Annotated in this window: 19 protein-coding genes; 11 read left to right on the top strand and 8 right to left on the bottom strand. The window is 71.2% G+C overall.

What is annotated here, in order from left to right:
• A partial coding sequence (locus H0488_RS15730; RefSeq protein ID WP_220794652.1) for a hypothetical protein occupies positions 1-546 on the bottom strand: 546 nt, incomplete at its 3' end.
• 213 nt (positions 547-759) lie between these two features.
• On the opposite strand from H0488_RS15730, the gene H0488_RS15725 reads away from it, so the two are divergent.
• Together H0488_RS15725 and H0488_RS15720 are read left to right on the top strand one after the other, a co-directional pair.
• Complete coding sequence (locus H0488_RS15725; protein ID WP_183100210.1) at positions 760-1,068, top strand: STAS domain-containing protein; 309 nt, start codon at positions 760-762, stop codon at positions 1,066-1,068.
• Positions 1,069-1,146: 78 nt separating this feature from the next.
• On the top strand, positions 1,147-3,183 hold the full coding sequence (locus tag H0488_RS15720; RefSeq protein ID WP_183100209.1) for an ethylmalonyl-CoA mutase: 2,037 nt from the start codon (positions 1,147-1,149) through the stop codon (positions 3,181-3,183).
• 12 nt (positions 3,184-3,195) lie between these two features.
• On the opposite strand, the gene H0488_RS15715 is transcribed toward H0488_RS15720, so the two are convergent.
• On the bottom strand, positions 3,196-3,555 hold the full coding sequence (locus H0488_RS15715) for an ArsC/Spx/MgsR family protein (protein WP_312856373.1): 360 nt from the start codon (positions 3,553-3,555) through the stop codon (positions 3,196-3,198).
• 85 nt (positions 3,556-3,640) lie between these two features.
• Here H0488_RS15715 and H0488_RS15710 point away from each other — a divergent pair, with 85 nt between their 5' ends.
• The 3 genes from H0488_RS15710 to H0488_RS15700 are packed head-to-tail and all read left to right on the top strand — an operon-like array spanning position 3,641 to position 5,344.
• Positions 3,641-3,841: a hypothetical protein gene (locus H0488_RS15710; RefSeq protein WP_183100208.1), complete on the top strand. Its 201-nt coding sequence runs from the start codon at positions 3,641-3,643 to the stop codon at positions 3,839-3,841.
• Between the two features lie 22 nt (positions 3,842-3,863).
• Positions 3,864-4,388 (top strand): ferritin, encoded by a 525-nt coding sequence (locus H0488_RS15705; protein ID WP_183100207.1) that lies wholly within the window; start codon positions 3,864-3,866, stop codon positions 4,386-4,388.
• 11 nt (positions 4,389-4,399) lie between these two features.
• Positions 4,400-5,344, top strand: coding sequence for an FAD-dependent oxidoreductase (locus H0488_RS15700; protein WP_183100206.1), 945 nt, complete (start codon positions 4,400-4,402; stop codon positions 5,342-5,344).
• Here the strand turns inward: H0488_RS15700 and H0488_RS15695 are convergent.
• The 3 genes from H0488_RS15695 to nucS form a co-directional block, all read right to left on the bottom strand.
• Complete coding sequence (locus H0488_RS15695) at positions 5,289-5,888, bottom strand: DUF952 domain-containing protein (protein WP_183100205.1); 600 nt, start codon at positions 5,886-5,888, stop codon at positions 5,289-5,291. The genes H0488_RS15700 and H0488_RS15695 overlap by 56 nt on opposite strands.
• A 13-nt stretch (positions 5,889-5,901) precedes the next feature.
• Positions 5,902-6,840: an alpha/beta fold hydrolase gene (locus H0488_RS15690; RefSeq protein ID WP_183100204.1), complete on the bottom strand. Its 939-nt coding sequence runs from the start codon at positions 6,838-6,840 to the stop codon at positions 5,902-5,904.
• A 105-nt stretch (positions 6,841-6,945) separates the two neighbouring features.
• Positions 6,946-7,635, bottom strand: a complete 690-nt coding sequence (gene nucS, locus H0488_RS15685) for an endonuclease NucS (protein ID WP_183100203.1) — start codon at positions 7,633-7,635, stop codon at positions 6,946-6,948.
• 25 nt (positions 7,636-7,660) lie between these two features.
• Between nucS and H0488_RS15680 the strand changes: the two genes are divergently transcribed.
• Together H0488_RS15680 and H0488_RS15675 are read left to right on the top strand one after the other, a co-directional pair.
• Positions 7,661-7,948, top strand: a complete 288-nt coding sequence (locus tag H0488_RS15680; RefSeq protein ID WP_312856372.1) for a DUF167 domain-containing protein — start codon at positions 7,661-7,663, stop codon at positions 7,946-7,948.
• Positions 7,949-7,993: 45 nt separating this feature from the next.
• Positions 7,994-9,175 carry a 3-hydroxyacyl-CoA dehydrogenase NAD-binding domain-containing protein gene (locus tag H0488_RS15675; RefSeq protein ID WP_183100202.1) on the top strand — a complete coding sequence of 394 codons (1,182 nt, stop codon included), beginning with the start codon at positions 7,994-7,996 and terminating at the stop codon, positions 9,173-9,175.
• 81 nt (positions 9,176-9,256) lie between these two features.
• On the opposite strand, the gene H0488_RS15670 is transcribed toward H0488_RS15675, so the two are convergent.
• A complete protein-coding gene (locus H0488_RS15670) occupies positions 9,257-9,775 on the bottom strand; it encodes a DUF4189 domain-containing protein (protein ID WP_183100201.1) in 519 nt (172 codons plus the stop codon).
• Between the two features lie 82 nt (positions 9,776-9,857).
• Positions 9,858-10,370 (bottom strand): hypothetical protein, encoded by a 513-nt coding sequence (locus H0488_RS15665; protein WP_183100200.1) that lies wholly within the window; start codon positions 10,368-10,370, stop codon positions 9,858-9,860.
• 148 nt (positions 10,371-10,518) lie between these two features.
• Here H0488_RS15665 and H0488_RS15660 point away from each other — a divergent pair, with 148 nt between their 5' ends.
• Entirely contained in the window at positions 10,519-11,292 is a 774-nt protein-coding gene (locus H0488_RS15660; protein ID WP_183100199.1) for an alpha/beta fold hydrolase, read from the top strand.
• 24 nt (positions 11,293-11,316) lie between these two features.
• On the opposite strand, the gene H0488_RS15655 is transcribed toward H0488_RS15660, so the two are convergent.
• Positions 11,317-11,832, bottom strand: coding sequence for a CGNR zinc finger domain-containing protein (locus H0488_RS15655; RefSeq protein WP_220794649.1), 516 nt, complete (start codon positions 11,830-11,832; stop codon positions 11,317-11,319).
• A gap of 63 nt (positions 11,833-11,895) precedes the next feature.
• On the opposite strand from H0488_RS15655, the gene H0488_RS15650 reads away from it, so the two are divergent.
• The 3 genes from H0488_RS15650 to H0488_RS15640 form a co-directional block, all read left to right on the top strand.
• Entirely contained in the window at positions 11,896-12,858 is a 963-nt protein-coding gene (locus tag H0488_RS15650) for an EamA family transporter (protein WP_183100197.1), read from the top strand.
• Positions 12,859-12,885: 27 nt separating this feature from the next.
• Positions 12,886-13,404: a SigE family RNA polymerase sigma factor gene (locus H0488_RS15645; RefSeq protein WP_183100196.1), complete on the top strand. Its 519-nt coding sequence runs from the start codon at positions 12,886-12,888 to the stop codon at positions 13,402-13,404.
• Positions 13,404-14,451: hypothetical protein (locus H0488_RS15640; protein WP_220794648.1), on the top strand; the 1,048-nt coding region annotated here is incomplete at its 3' end. The genes H0488_RS15645 and H0488_RS15640, both read left to right, overlap by 1 nt.

Raw genomic sequence — 14,451 nt, 5'->3', positions numbered from 1 at the left:
GCAGGCCGAGTGGAACGAGTCGACCCAGTAGGCGTCGGCGTACTGGATCCCGGTGAAGGGGTCGCCCTGGTTGGCCGCGATGTCGTCGACGCCGTCGTCGGTGTAGTCCGTCAGGGTGAGGTGGAGGCCGGCCGCCGGCGAGCCGAGCTCGACCAGCAGCTCGGTCGAGTCGACGTCCCACTCGCCGGCCGCGCCCTCCGTCGCCGCGAACGTCACGCAGTCGGTGGTGCCGTCGGAGAGCTCGATGGCCAGGCCGCCCGCGCCCGTCGTGTAGGCAGTCGGCGCAGTCGGCGTGGCCACCTCGCCGGCGGGAGGAGCCGCCTCGCAGCCGTCCGGGGGCGCTGCGCTGGTCGTCGGGACCTCGGTGGTCGTCGTCGCGGACTCCGTGGTCGTCGTCTCGGTGGGTGTCCCGGTCGCCTCGACGGTCACGGTCTCCACGGCGTCGGACCCGTCCGAGTCGTCGTCGCCGCACCCGGCGAGGACGGCGGTGAGCGCCAGGGCGGGCACCAGGACGAGGCGGGAGGTACGGCGGGGAGTCGGTGTCATGAGCACGTCCTTTCTCGGGTCGAGTGCCGATCTTGTCCCGTTCGCGGCGACCGCGTCGCAGAACCCGCGAACGTCGATGTGACCCACGACACACCGAAACGATCTCGCGCCCACATGCAACCGAATCCGTGTGTCGCGCGTCATGGTGGGTAGAGAGAAGGAACACCTTCGGTCGCCCGGGGCGGCACGAGCACTCAGTGGGAGGGACAGGACATGCAGATCATGACCAACGGCCCGACGCTGTTGCTCAGCGGCGACTTCGACGTTCGCAGCACCAGCGAGGTCCGCAACGCGGTCTACGAGGCCCTGCGGCGCAACGACGGTCAGATCACGATCGACCTGACCGAGGTCGACACCGTCGACCACACCGCCCTCAAGGTGCTGGCGGTCGCCAGCCGGTTCGCCCGCCGCGGCGGCCAGCGGATCGTGCTGCGCGGTGCGTGCCCGGCGGTGCGCCGGATGCTCCACCTCAGCCACCTGATCCGGTTCTTCGAGGTCGAGCGCGAGCCCATCGCGGTCTGACCCACGCCTGATCCGTGTCGGAAACCCCACATGTCCGGGGTGTTACCAAGCGGTAGTGCGGGCCCTAGGCTTCGCTCCATGAGCGAGTCGACGCCCCAGAAGGACCGACCCTGGGTGATGCGCACCTACGCCGGCCACTCCACGGCCGAGGCGTCCAACGCGCTGTACCGGACCAACCTGGCCAAGGGCCAGACCGGCCTGTCGGTGGCCTTCGACCTGCCGACGCAGACCGGCTACGACCCCGACAGCCCGCTGGCGCGCGGCGAGGTCGGGAAGGTCGGCGTACCGGTTCCGCACCTCGGCGAGATGCGCAAGCTCTTCAAGGACATCCCGCTCGTCGAGATGAACACCTCGATGACGATCAACGCGACGGCGATGTGGCTGCTCGCTTTGTACCAGGTGGTGGCCGAGGAGCAGGCTGGAGCCGTTCCGGGGGCCGACGTGTCGCCCGACGAGGTCGCGGCGCAGCTCGCCGGCACGACGCAGAACGACATCATCAAGGAGTACCTCTCGCGGGGCACCTACGTGTTCCCGCCCGAGCACTCGCTCCGGCTGATCGCCGACATGATCGCGTACACGGTCCACCAGATCCCGAAGTGGAACCCGATCAACATCTGCAGCTACCACCTGCAGGAGGCCGGGGCCACCCCGACCCAGGAGCTGGCCTACGCCCTGTGCACGGCGATCGCCGTGCTCGACGCCGTCCGTGACTCCGGACAGGTGGACGAGGCCGACTTCGAGAAGGTCGTCGGACGGATCTCGTTCTTCGTCAACGCCGGCGTCCGGTTCATCGAGGAGACGTGCAAGATGCGCGCCTTCAACCAGCTCTGGGACGAGATCACCCGGGAGCGCTACGGCGTGACCGACCCGAAGATGCGCCGGTTCCGGTACGGCGTCCAGGTCAACTCGCTCGGCCTCACCGAGGCCCAGCCCGAGAACAACGTGCAGCGGATCGTGCTCGAGATGCTCGGCGTGACGCTGTCGAAGAACGCCCGTGCCCGAGCGGTCCAGCTGCCGGCGTGGAACGAGGCGCTCGGCCTGCCCCGCCCGTGGGACCAGCAGTGGTCGCTGCGGCTGCAGCAGGTCCTGGCCTTCGAGTCGGACCTGCTCGAGTACGACGACATCTTCGAGGGCTCGCACGTCATCGAGGCCAAGGTCAAGGAGCTCGTCGAGGGCGCCAAGGCCGAGATCGACCGGGTGCAGGCGATGGGCGGCGCGATCGCGGCGGTCGACTCCGGCTACATGAAGCAGGAGCTCGTCTCCGCGCACGCCGCGCGCCGCGGCCGGATCGAGTCCGGCGACGAGGTCATCGTCGGCGTCAACAAGTTCGAGACCACCGAGCCGAGCCCGCTGACCGCGGACCTGGACGGCGCGATCATGGCCGCCGACCCCGAGGCGGAGAAGTCCGCGCTGGCGTCGGTCGAGACCTGGAAGGAGCAGCGGGACGCGACCGAGGTCGCCGATGCGCTCGCCAAGCTCGCCGAGGACGCGAAGAGCGGCGTCAACCTGATGCCGGCCACTCTCGCCGCCGCCCGTGCGGGCGCGACCACGGGGGAGTGGGCCGGGACGCTGCGTGAGGTCTTCGGCGAGTTCCGCGCGCCGACGGGCGTCAGCGGTGCGATCGGTGTCGCCGAGGCCGGCGCCGACCTCACCGCGGTCCGCGAGGCCGTCAAGGCGACCGGCGAGGAGCTCGCCGGGGGTGCCGGCGGACGGCTGCGCCTGCTGGTCGGCAAGCCCGGGCTCGACGGCCACTCCAACGGCGCCGAGCAGGTCGCCGTACGCGCCCGCGACGCCGGGTTCGAGGTCATCTACCAGGGCATCCGGCTGACGCCCGAGCAGATCGTCGCCGCGGCCGTGGCCGAGGACGTGCACTGCGTCGGCCTGTCGATCCTGTCCGGCTCGCACATGGAGCTCGTGCCGAGCGTGCTGGAGGGCCTCAAGGAGGCCGGCATGGGCGACGTGCCCGTCATCGTCGGCGGCATCATCCCCGAGTCCGACGGCAAGCGCCTGGTCGAGCTCGGGGTCGCCGCCGTCTACACGCCGAAGGACTACGGACTCACCGAGATCATGGGCGGCATCGTGCAGGTCATCCGGAAGGCCAACGGCCTGTCCTGACCGTCGGTGCGATCAGCCGGCGTCGATGACCGTCGCGAGCGAGTCCGGGTCGCGACCGATGACGGTCGTGCCGTCCGAAGCGGTGATGATCGGCCGCTGGATCAGGCCGGGGTGGTCGCTCATCAGCTCCAGCCAGGTGTGCCGGTGGTCGGCGTCCCTGGCCGGCAGGGTGACACCGAGCTTCGGGGCGTCCGCGGTGCGGGCGATGTCCCACGGCTCGAGCCCCAACCTGGCCAGCACGTCCTCCAGCTCGGCCGTCGTCGGTGGCTGCTCGAGGTAGCGGCGTACGACGTACTCCTTGCCGGCCGCGTCCAGCTCGCTGACCGCCGTGCGGCACTTCGAGCAGGCGGGGTTCACCCAGATCTCGATCACGGGCCGACCCTAGCCCGGCGGAGCCGGATGTGACATCGACCTCATTGTTTAGGTGAGGCAAGCCTTAGCCTCCTACACTTCCGGCATGGCCAAGGGCAAGAAGTCGAAGGCGGGCAAGCTGCCGAAGACGAAGTGCTGCGTGTCCAAGGACAAGTGCGGACGATGCCCGTTGCGGATGCTGAAGGACGGCACGCTCCCGGACGGCTACACCGTCAAGAAGCGCGTCCTCGTGCGTGCCAAGGACGGCAAGAAGGTCTCCAAGAAGGACCTCGAGAAGGCAGCCTGACGGCTGCTACTAGGCTCCCCTCATGGCTGCCCCCCGGTTCACCGATCAGCTCAACGTCCAGATCGGCAACGAGTTCGCCGCGCACAACCAGTACCTCGCGTGCGCGGTCTATTACGACGCGCTGACGATGCCGCAGATGGCGGCGTTCTTCTACGCGCAGGCGCTCGAGGAGCGCGAGCACGCGATGATGATGGTGAAGTACCTCCTCGACACCGACGTGCCCGTCGCGATCCCGGGCGTCGAGGCGCCGGTCTCCGAGTTCGCCGACGTCGTCGCCCCCATCGAGCTCGCGCTCGAGCAGGAGAAGCGGGTCACCTCACAGATCAACGGGCTGCTCCGCATCGCCCGCGAGGAGGGCGACTTCGCCTCCGAGCAGTTCATGGGCTGGTTCATCAAGGAGCAGGTCGAGGAGGTCGCCACCATGAGCGACCTGCTCGCGATCGTCACCCGCAGCAAGGACGACCTCAACGACATCGAGGAGTACGTCGCCCGCGAGCAGGGCGGCGGCGCGACCGACCCCACCGCGCCACCTGCAGCCGGCGCCTGACCCAGCCGGTCATGGCCAGGGTGATCGTCGTCGGGGCCGGCGTGGTCGGCCTGACGAGCGCGGTGCGCCTGGCCGAGGCCGGCCACCGGGTCGACGTGGTCGGGCGGGACCTGCCGCTCGAGACGACGTCGGCGGTGGCCGCCGCGCTCTGGTACCCCTACCTGGCCCTGCCGCAGGACCGGGTCTCGGCCTGGGCGGGGCGGTCCTACGGCGTGTTCGCCGAGCTCGCGGCCGACCCCGCGACCGGCGTCCGCATGGTCGACGGCACCGAGGTCTTCCGTACGGCGACCGACGACCCCTGGTGGGGCGCCGCAGTGCCGTCGTTGCGCCGGCTCACGCCCACCGACGGCCTGCCAGCCGGGTACGCCGACGGCTGGACCTTCCGCGCGCCCGTGGTCGAGATGCCCGTCTACCTGGAGTGGCTCGTCGGCCGGCTCGGTGAGCTCGGCGGCACGCTCACCCGGCTCAACCTCGGCGGACTGCCCCCCACCGACGAGATCGGTGCTGCCGATGTCGTGCTCGACTGCGCCGGCCTCGGCGCGCGGCTCCTCGCGGCGGACACCACGGTGGTCCCGGTGCGCGGGCAGGTGGTCGTGCTCGAGCAGGTCGGCCTGCAGGAGTGGTGGCTGGACACCGCGGGCGACGCTCCGACGTACGTCGTCCCGCGTGCGTCCGACATCGTCGTCGGCGGCACCGAGGAGCACGGTGAGTGGAGCCGGACCCCGGACCCCGGGACGGCCCAGGCGGTCCTCGCCCGCGCCACCGCGCTGGTGCCGGCGCTCAGCGGCGCCAAGGTGCTGCGGCACAAGGTCGGTCTCCGCCCGGCCCGCCCCTCGATCCGTCTCGAGCGGGTGGGCGACGTCGTGCACTGCTACGGGCACGGCGGAGCGGGCGTGACCCTCAGCTGGGGCTGTGCCGACGAGGTGGTCGACCTGGTCGCCGCCGCCCCTGGCTGAGGCGCCGCAGGTAGATCCAGCGCGCCAGCCCGATCCCGACGAGCACCCCCAGCACGAGACCGACGAAGGGCGCGACGTCGCCCCCGATCGCGTTGCCCGCGCCGAGACCGGCCGCCGTGGCGAGCAGGATCAGGACCACCAGCGCCATGTTGAGGAACATCTCGTCGAGGAAGGCCCGTCCGAACGAGTCGCCGCGCGCTGCCCCGGCTCGAGCGCTCCCGGCGACCGGCACCGGCATCGCCCTGACCACCGCGTCGAGCGCGAGCGGCCCGTAGACATGGGGGAAGGTCTCCGAGGAGCCCGGTGCGCCGGGCTCCTCCACGACAGGTACGTCGAGCCGGTCGGTGTCGATCTGGAGCAGCAGCATCGGCTCGGTCACGTCGCCGTAGAACGCCTCGCGCACGGCCGGCCACTGGTCACCGCGGCTGCAGTGGATGAAGCCCACCTCGGCGAGGGTGAGCCCGCGGGTCGAGGTGGTGTAGGCGCCGGCGTCCTGCGCGGCCGCCCAGTCCGAGGCGAGGGCGAGGTGGAAGATCGTGGCCATGTCGGGCCACAGCCTATTTGACGACGTGGCCCATCATCGCCACCGAGTGGCGACCGCGGAGCGCGGCGCTGCCTTGGGCGTCGAGAGTCTGGTCGGCGTCGTTGAGGTACTCGTTGTGCCGGTAGCACGGATCGACGTAGACGAGCTTGATCGCGGTGATGGCCGTCGCCGACTCGGTCGGGATGCCGTCACAGGGGAGGGTCGCGCCGTCGACCAGGTTGCCCTGCGTCGCCATCGCCCACCAGCGGGTGCCGTTCACGCCCTGCGGGTTCCGGTTGGTCCGCAGCGTGGCGAGGAACTGCGAGCCCGGCGTCATCTCCGAGCACTGGGTGTTCGCGCTGCAGCTCTTCTGCCAGCCTGCGTGCGGAGTCGAGACCGTCAGTGCGGTCAGCACGTCCAGCCTCCGGGGGAACGCCGGGTCCCCGGCCTGCACGCGGCGCAGCGCTTCCCTGATGACGAGGCCACCCATGGAGTGGCCGATCACGTAGACCGTCCGGCCGAACCGGGTGAACTCGTTGTGGACGAACCACGCCAGGTCACGGGCGATCCGGACGATGGAGGCGTCGGTGGTGACGCCGGCACGGGGATACGTCGTGCCGGGGGTCTTCGTGAGCGGGTAGTCCGTCCCGGGGCCGGAGCCGGTGATGTCGACGCCGTGGGTGTCGCACTTGTAGAAGCTGACCGGCAGGACGCGCCCCGCGGGAATGCGCCTGCGCACCGTCAGCTCGGTCGTCACCGCGCGCCAGTAGCTGTCCAGGTTGATCCCCTCGCAGAGGCTGCCCTTGCTGTTGTAGCCGTGGACGAGGACGACCGGCGGGCGCCACGTGCTGGAGGCGGCAGCCGTGCTGGACACGGCGGTGGGGCCCGAGACGGCGGCGGTGCTGGACGTGGCGCCGAGCTGGACCACGACCGAGACGATCACGAGCAGCGCGACGGCGATGGTCCTCGGCATCCAGAAAACCCTCTCCGGGGCTCGACAGTGGGTTGCTCCTGCCAAGACAACGGTCGGACCGCCGGTTGGTGACGTCCGGGGCGTGGTCCCGGGCCACGGGCCGGCTCAGAAGAGCCGGTCGGTGGGGTCGTCGAGCCCGCGCAGCGCGTCGTAGTCGACGAGGGCACAGGTGATGCCGCGGTCGCCGGCGAGGACGCGCGCCTGGGGCTTGATCTCCTGGGCGGCGAAGATGCCGCGGACCGGGGCGAGCAGCGGGTCGCGGTTGAGGAGCTCCAGGTAGCGGGTGAGCTGCTCGACGCCGTCGATCTCACCGCGGCGCTTGATCTCGACCGCGACGCTGACCCCGTCGGCGTCCCGGCACATCAGGTCGACCGGGCCGATCGCGGTGGGGTACTCCCGACGTACCAACGAGAGACCGGGCATCAGCGTCGCCGGGTGGTCGGCGAGCAGCTCCTGGAGGTGCTTCTCGACGCCGTCCTTCTGCAGGCCCGGGTCGATGCCCAGGTCGTGGTGGGAGTCGTGGTGGATCTCCTCGATGAGGATCCGCAACGTGTCGGGGGCGGCGCCCTTGGCGGCCTTCGCCGTGACCGTCCACTCGACAGCGCCGTCGTCGGTCGTGCCCTCGCGCACGGTGCACGGAGGCGACATCCAGTTCAGCGGCTTGTAGGAGCCGCCGTCGGAGTGGACCAGCACGGATCCGTCCGCTTTGATCATGAGCACCCGGGTGGCCATGGGGAGGTGGGCGGTGAGGCGACCGGCGTAGTCCACCTGGCAGCGCGCGACGACGAGTCTCACGAGCGCCCAACCTACAGTGGCGCCCGTGGAGATCGAGCCCGACCGTCCCTGGTGGCACCAGCAGCGCGACGGCAGCTGGCAGCTGTCGGTGCGGGTGCAGCCGGGAGCGTCGCGCACCGAGGTGGCGGGGGAGTACGGCGAGCAGCTCCGGATCCGGCTCCAGGCGCCTCCCGTCGACGGCAGGGCCAACGCGGCGCTGGTGGGCTTCGTCGCCGACCAGCTGGGCCTGCCGCGCGCGGCCGTGTCGGTGGTCCGCGGCGAGTCGTCGCGGTCGAAGGTGCTGCGGATCGAGACCGGCCTCCGTCTCGCATAGTTACCAGCGGGTACAACCGGGGTCGCGTTTTGCGACACTTCCTGCATGACCCAGCTCAGTGACCCGACCAACGAGCAGATCTTCAGCACCCTGGTGCTGCCGTACCTGAACCACGCGGTGCGCATGTACGAGGCGTCGTACGCCTCCAGCGGCGACATCGACGCCGCGATGCGGTTCGGCTGCGGCTACCCCAAGGGCCCGCTGACCGTGATCGACGAGCTCGGCGCCGCCACCGTGCGCGACCAGCTCGCCGCCCGGTTCGCCGAGACCGGCGACCACCTGCACCAGCCGGCCGACCTGCTGGAGAAGCTGGCGACCGAGGGTCGGACCTTCGCTGAGGAGGGCGCCGGCGCGGACGGCGCCGCGCCGGAGTTCAAGCAGCAGATCAGCAAGGTCGGGGTGGTCGGCACCGGCACCATGGCGTCCGGCATCGTCCAGGTCTTCGCCCAGGCGGGCTACGACGTGGTGTTCGTGGGCCGCGGCGAGGACAAGATCGCAGGCGTCATCTCCTTCATCGACAAGGGCCTCTCGAAGATGGTCGAGAAGGGCAAGATCGACGAGAACGGCAAGTCCGACGTGCTCGACCGGCTGACCGGCTCGACCGAGCGCGAGGCGCTGGGCGACGTCGACATCGTCGTGGAGGCGATCGCCGAGGACCTCGAGATCAAGACCCAGCTCTACAAGGACCTCGACCGGATCTGCAAGCCGGGTGCGATCCTCGCGACCACCACCTCCTCGATGCCCATCACCAGGCTCGGCGAAGCGACGTCGCGACCCGAGTCGGTCATCGGCATGCACTTCTTCAACCCGGCCACGATCATGAAGCTGGTCGAGGTCGTGACGACCGAGGCGACCTCCGCCGACGTCAACGAGACGGTGCTGGCCCTCTGCGCCAACGTGGGCAAGGTCGCGGTCTCGTGCGGCGACCGGTCGGGCTTCATCGTGAACTGCCTGCTGTTCCCCTACCTCAACGACGCGGTCACCCTGCACGAGTCGGGCGTCGACCTCGACACCATCGACGCAGCGATCAAGGAGCAGGCCGGCTTCCCGATGGGTCCGTTCCAGCTGCTCGACGTCGTCGGCAACGACGTGTCGCTGGCGATCCAGCAGGAGCTCCACGCCGAGTTCAAGGAGCCGGGCTTCGCGCCTGCCGCGCTGCTCGAGCAGAAGGTCGCCGAGGGCGCCCTGGGTCGCAAGACCGGCAAGGGCTTCCACGACTACAGCTGATCGAGTCCGTCGTACGACGACGAAGCGGCCCCGCACCACCAGGTGCGGGGCCGCTTCTGTTGTTGCTGTGCGTTGCTCAGCTCAGCGACGGCGCGTCGTGCAGAGCCAGTAGTGGACCCGCTCGTCGCCGGGGCCGCGGACCTTGTCCAAGGCCTTCTCCCGCGCGGCCGCCTTGCCGTAGCTGTAGGCGCTGCCCCACTCGGCGAGCTGGCCGTTGTTGATCCGGATCGCGAGGTAGAGGCAGCCGTTGCGCACCCAGCCGGCCTTCACGCACTGGCCGGGGAAGCCGTCACCGGCCTCCGAGCGGGCCTTGCAGCTGCGCTGGGCGACGCTGATGGCCTTGGCCTTGGTGCGCTTGTCGTTGGCGAACCCGACCTCGCCGGTGCGGGTGTTGAACGAGATGGCGCCGAAGCACCGCCGCTGGCGCCAGGCGCAGGTCGCGAGGCGTTCGGCGTCGGTGGCGCGCTCCGCGGCGGGCGTCGAGGCGGTCGACGGAGCGGCCTTGGCCGACGCGGTCGGAGCGGTGGCGATGAGGGCGCCGCCCAGCAGCAAGGCCGCAGCGAGGGCCAGTGCCGAGCGGAGGAAAGTCGTGAGTCCCATACGTGATCTCCCGGGTTCATTGAGACGGTTAACGGGACACATCATGCACCGCCGCCGCCCGGGTAAACCCGGAAACCGGAGCTCAGCCCCGCCAGCGCCTCGGTGCGCAGGAGTAGCCGGAGTCGATCGTGCCCCGGCCGTCGACCTTGCGGCGGGCTTCACGCATCGCGGCCTTCGGGCCGAAGGCCTTGCCCTTGTTCCACTCGACCAGGTGATCGTTGCGCACCCGCCACGCGACCGCGACGCAGCCGTTCTGGGCGTAGAGGTCACGGTTGCCCGGCAAGACACAGGCCTGACGGTGACCCGCGTTGACCGGGCGCACCCGGCAGTGCCGCAGCGCGGAGCTCATCGCGCCGGCCTTGGTGCCCCAGTCGCCGTTCTGGGTCCAGCCGCCGCGAAGGGTCGCGGTGTTGAAGGAGATCGCGGTCCAGCAGCGCGGGATGCACCCCGGCGCGCGCGCCGTCACCTGGGTCGAGACCCGGCTCGTGACACTGTCGGCGGTGGTCGACGTGGCGGGCGCCGCGAAGAGGGTGCCTCCCAGCGCGAAGGCAGCGGCCAGCGCGAGAAGCGCGCGGACGAACAGGGCGGGTCGCAAGAGTTCTCCCCCGGGTCGGTGACAAACCTGAGGCACCATCTTGACTCATACCCGTCGATTGCGCAGGACGTGGGGTAGGTGTCTCAGAGTGTCGGACTCGCTTCGGGGGGAGCCGCGTCCGCTCCGGTGCGCCTGCGAGACTGACGCCGTGCCGCTCCACACCACGTCGTACGGCGACCACGGCAGCCGGATCGTCTTCTGCCACGGCCTGTTCGGGCAGGGACGCAACTGGACCCAGCACGCGAAGGCGCTGGCCACCGACCACCGGGTCCTGCTGGTCGACATGCCGGACCACGGCCGGTCGCCGTGGAGCGAGCGGTTCGACTTCGTCGCTGCCGCCGCCCAGGTGGCCGAGCTGCTCAGCGCGGACGACCCGGTTGCCCTGGTCGGGCACTCGATGGGCGGCAAGATCGCGATGGTGCTCGCCCTGCAGCACCCCGAGCTGGTCGAGCGCCTGTGCGTGGTCGACGTCGCGCCGGTGGCCTACCGGCACGCCTCGGAGTTCGTGCGCTACATCGACGCGATGCTGGCGATCGATCTCTCGACGCTCGCCGACCGCGCCCAGGCCGACGCCGCGCTCGTCGCAGCCGTGCCCGACGACGGCGTGCGCGGCTTCCTGTTGCAGAACCTCCGCCGGGAGGGGGAGGTGTGGCGCTGGCAGCCCAACCTCGAGCTGCTCCGGGCCGAGATCGACCAGGTCGGCGGCTGGCCGGCCGGCGCGCTCGACGGGACGCCGTCGTACGACGGACCGGTGCTGTGGATCGGCGGCTCGAAGTCGCACTACGTGCGCGACGATTACGCCGCCGCGATGGAGGGCTACTTCCCGAAGGTCCGGAGGGTCACGATCAAGGACGCCGGCCACTGGGTGCACTCCGAGCAGCCTGCGGTCTTCCTCGAGGTGCTGCGCCGCTTCGTCGACTGATCGGCTGTCGACGGAGGGGTCGGGTCAGGTCGCCGATGCCTGCCGGGCGCGGTAGGCGGCGACCGCGTTGCGGTTGCCGCAGGCCGTGGAGCAGAACCGGCGCGAGCGGTTGCGCGACAGGTCGAGCACCAGCCCCTCGCAGTCGTCGTCGGCGCAGACGCCGAGACGCGACAGCTCGTCGGCGCGGATCACGTCGATCATGGCCATCGCGGTCTCGACGATGATCCGGTCGGCCAGCGGCCGGTCCGGGGCGACCGCGTGGAGGTGCCAGTCGTAGCCGTCGTGGCGCGCGAGCTGGGGGAGGGCCTTGGCCTGGAAGAGCATCTCGTTGACCAGGGCGGCTGCGTGGTCGCGCTCGCCGGTCAGCAGCTCGCGCAGCTGGGGAAGGATCGCGCGCACCGCGTCGACCTCGTCCTGGTCACCGTCGTGGCGACCGGTGTAGCCGAAGTCGGACAGGAACTCGTCGAGCTCCTCGGGCGTCGTCAGGGACACCGGATCGAGATCGGAGTTGACCAGGGTCACTGCCGCCTGGAGTGCCATGGCGGTGTCATGAGCGAAAACCACATTGACAGGTTACTGCACCGCCCAGTAATGTCATTGGTCATGGCAACGATGACTCATGACACCCCGGTGGTCGCCCCCCGGGCCGCGACCGGGATCACGGTCGCGCTGCTGTCTGCGGTCTCGTTCGCCCTCTCCGGCGCCCTCGCGTCCCCGCTGCTCGACCAGGGCTGGAGCGCGGGTGCCGTGGTGCTGGTCCGGATCGGCGTCGGCGCGATCGTCGTGCTCCCGTTCGGCCTGGTCGCCCTGCGCGGCCGGTGGGACGTCCTGTGGCGCAACCTGCCCCTGGTGGTGATGTACGGCCTGCTCGCCGTGGCCGGAGCGCAGTTCTGCTACTTCTCGGCCGTCCAGCACCTCGAGGTCGGCCCGGCCCTCTTGATCGAGTACACCGCCCCGGCGGCGGTCGTGATGTGGATGTGGCTGCGCCACGGCCACCGGCCCGGACGGGTGACCCTGCTGGGCGCCGCGGTGGCCGGTCTCGGCCTGCTGCTCGTCCTCGACGTGTTCGCCGGCTTCGGGCTGCACGCGGGCGGCGTCGCCTGGGCGCTCGCGGCCATGATCGGCGCGGCGGCGTACTTCGTCATCTCCGCCGACGACACGACCGGCCTGCCACCGCTGACGCTGGCCGCCGGCGGCCTCGTGGTCGGCGGGGTCGCCCTCGGTGTGCTCGGCCTGGTCGGTGTGCTGCCGATGCGCGCCGATCGTGCCTCGGTGTCGTACGGCGGCGCCGAGGTCGCCTGGTGGGTCCCGCTGCTGCTGCTCGGGCTGGTCACTGCCTCCTTCGCCTACGTCGCCGGCATCGCGGCTGCCCGGCTGCTCGGCTCGCGGCTCGCCTCGTTCGTGGCGCTGTCCGAGGTGGTCGCCGGCGTGCTGTGGGCCTGGGCGCTCCTCGGCGAGCTGCCGGGCGTGCTGCAGCTGATCGGGGGTCTGCTCGTGCTGGCCGGCGTCGTCGGGGTCAAGCTCGGCGAGAAATCCTCGGTCGGGGTGCAACAGATCCCTGCGTGACGGCGTGAGTCGTGCGTGGATGTGGGAGTGACCGACCGCGCGACGGCTGCTGAGCCGGCCTTCGACGCCTGGGTCGAGGCGCGGGTCGCCGCGCTGCTGCGGTTCGCCTACCTGGTCACCGGCTCCCAGGAGGCCGCGGAGGACGCCGTCCAGTCCGCGCTGGTGAGCGCGTGCGAGAAGTGGTCCTGGGTCGGCCGCCGCTCGGACCCCGACGCCTACGTGCGGCGGATGGTCGTCAACGCGCACATCTCGGCCTGGCGACGGACCGGGCGCCGGGAGTCGCCGGTCGGCGAGGTGCGGGAGTCGGGAAGTGCCGATCCGGCGCTCGAGGTCGTCCAGCACGACGCGGTGTGGCGGATGTGCGCCGCGCTGGCGCCGCAGCAGCGGGCCGCCGTGGTGCTGCGCTACTACGAGGACCTCGAGTACCGCGAGATCGCCGAGATCCTCGGCGTCGCCGAGGCCACGGTCCGCTCCCACGTCCACCGTGCGCTCGCGGCCCTGCGTCGCCAGCTGGCGCGCCCCGAGCACGAGGCCGAGGAGGAGTGATGGACGAGCGCGAGATCGAGCAGGTGCTGCGCGCCGGGCTGGAGGCGAAGGCCGCGGACGCCGACGTCACCGTGCCGGTCGCGGCGCGGGCCCGGGCCGAGGTCGGCCGGCGGCGTCGCACCCGGTGGGGAGCAGGGGTTGCCGCGGCTGCTGCGGTGGTGCTCGTCGTCGGGGGCGTCGCGGTGGCGACCGGCGGAGGCGACACCGGCACCAAGGAGCCGCCGGTGGTCAGTGAGCCGACCGCGACCGAGGGCGTCCGTCCGGCCGACCTGATGGCGTGGCGCACGGAGTACTGGGGCGACCTCGCGGTCGACGTCCCCGCCGACTGGGGGTACGGCGGAGCGCCGTTCCGGTCCGGCGGCGAGGCGCTGGCGTGCTACCCGGAGGCGATGGTGGGTCCGGACGGCGACCGGCTCCGGCAGTCCGGGGACCGGGGCTGGGTCGGCCGGCCGATCGGGCTCACCGACGTGTGCGCGGGCTACCCGTGGATCGAGCACTCGCCGCTGGAGGAGCCGGCCGCGCCGTACGTCTGGCTCGGAGCGGCGGTCGAGCCCGGCACCGTGGAGCTCGGCGGCGGCTACGTCCAGGACACGATCGAGGTCGCGGGCACGACCCTCACCGTCGGCAGCGACGACGTGGAGCTGCGCGAGGAGATCCTCGGGTCGGCGCGGGCCGGGCACCTCTGCGCGCCGACGCTCGAGGCGATCCCGGCCCCCCGGATCGGCGCGGCCAGCGATCGACGGGGCGGCCTGGTGCGCGCCGCGATCTGCGCCTATCGCCGTGAGGGCGACGCGCGCTACCTGCTGTCCTATGCCGCCGAGCTCGACCGGGTGGACGCCGAGGAGGCGTTCGCGGCGGCCGAGCGAGCTCCGGTGGCGCGGGTGGACTGCGACTACGACCCGTTCGAGCTCGTGCTCCTCGACGCCACCTACAACGACGAGTTCCCCAACGACGTCATCGATCGCACGGCTGTCTACGAGATGGGCTGCGGCGGGACGATCGCGCTGGACGGCGGGCCGGCTCGTCAGCTGACGGCGGCCGCCGTGG

This window comes from Nocardioides pelophilus, from assembly GCF_014180685.1.
Lineage (GTDB): Bacteria > Actinomycetota > Actinomycetes > Propionibacteriales > Nocardioidaceae > Nocardioides > Nocardioides pelophilus.
The sequence above is the reverse complement of the archived record's forward strand: the minus strand, read 5'-3'. Positions and strand labels throughout refer to the sequence as shown.

Coding starts and splice junctions, on each gene's coding strand:
- H0488_RS15725 (WP_183100210.1), top strand. CDS start 760: ATGCAGATCATGACCAACGGCCCGACGCTGTTGCTCAGCGGCGACTTC.
- H0488_RS15720 (WP_183100209.1), top strand. CDS start 1,147: ATGAGCGAGTCGACGCCCCAGAAGGACCGACCCTGGGTGATGCGCACC.
- H0488_RS15710 (WP_183100208.1), top strand. CDS start 3,641: ATGGCCAAGGGCAAGAAGTCGAAGGCGGGCAAGCTGCCGAAGACGAAG.
- H0488_RS15705 (WP_183100207.1), top strand. CDS start 3,864: ATGGCTGCCCCCCGGTTCACCGATCAGCTCAACGTCCAGATCGGCAAC.
- H0488_RS15700 (WP_183100206.1), top strand. CDS start 4,400: ATGGCCAGGGTGATCGTCGTCGGGGCCGGCGTGGTCGGCCTGACGAGC.
- H0488_RS15695 (WP_183100205.1), bottom strand. CDS start 5,888: ATGGCCACGATCTTCCACCTCGCCCTCGCCTCGGACTGGGCGGCCGCG.
- H0488_RS15690 (WP_183100204.1), bottom strand. CDS start 6,840: ATGCCGAGGACCATCGCCGTCGCGCTGCTCGTGATCGTCTCGGTCGTG.
- H0488_RS15675 (WP_183100202.1), top strand. CDS start 7,994: ATGACCCAGCTCAGTGACCCGACCAACGAGCAGATCTTCAGCACCCTG.
- H0488_RS15670 (WP_183100201.1), bottom strand. CDS start 9,775: ATGGGACTCACGACTTTCCTCCGCTCGGCACTGGCCCTCGCTGCGGCC.
- H0488_RS15655 (WP_220794649.1), bottom strand. CDS start 11,832: ATGGCACTCCAGGCGGCAGTGACCCTGGTCAACTCCGATCTCGATCCG.
- H0488_RS15650 (WP_183100197.1), top strand. CDS start 11,896: ATGGCAACGATGACTCATGACACCCCGGTGGTCGCCCCCCGGGCCGCG.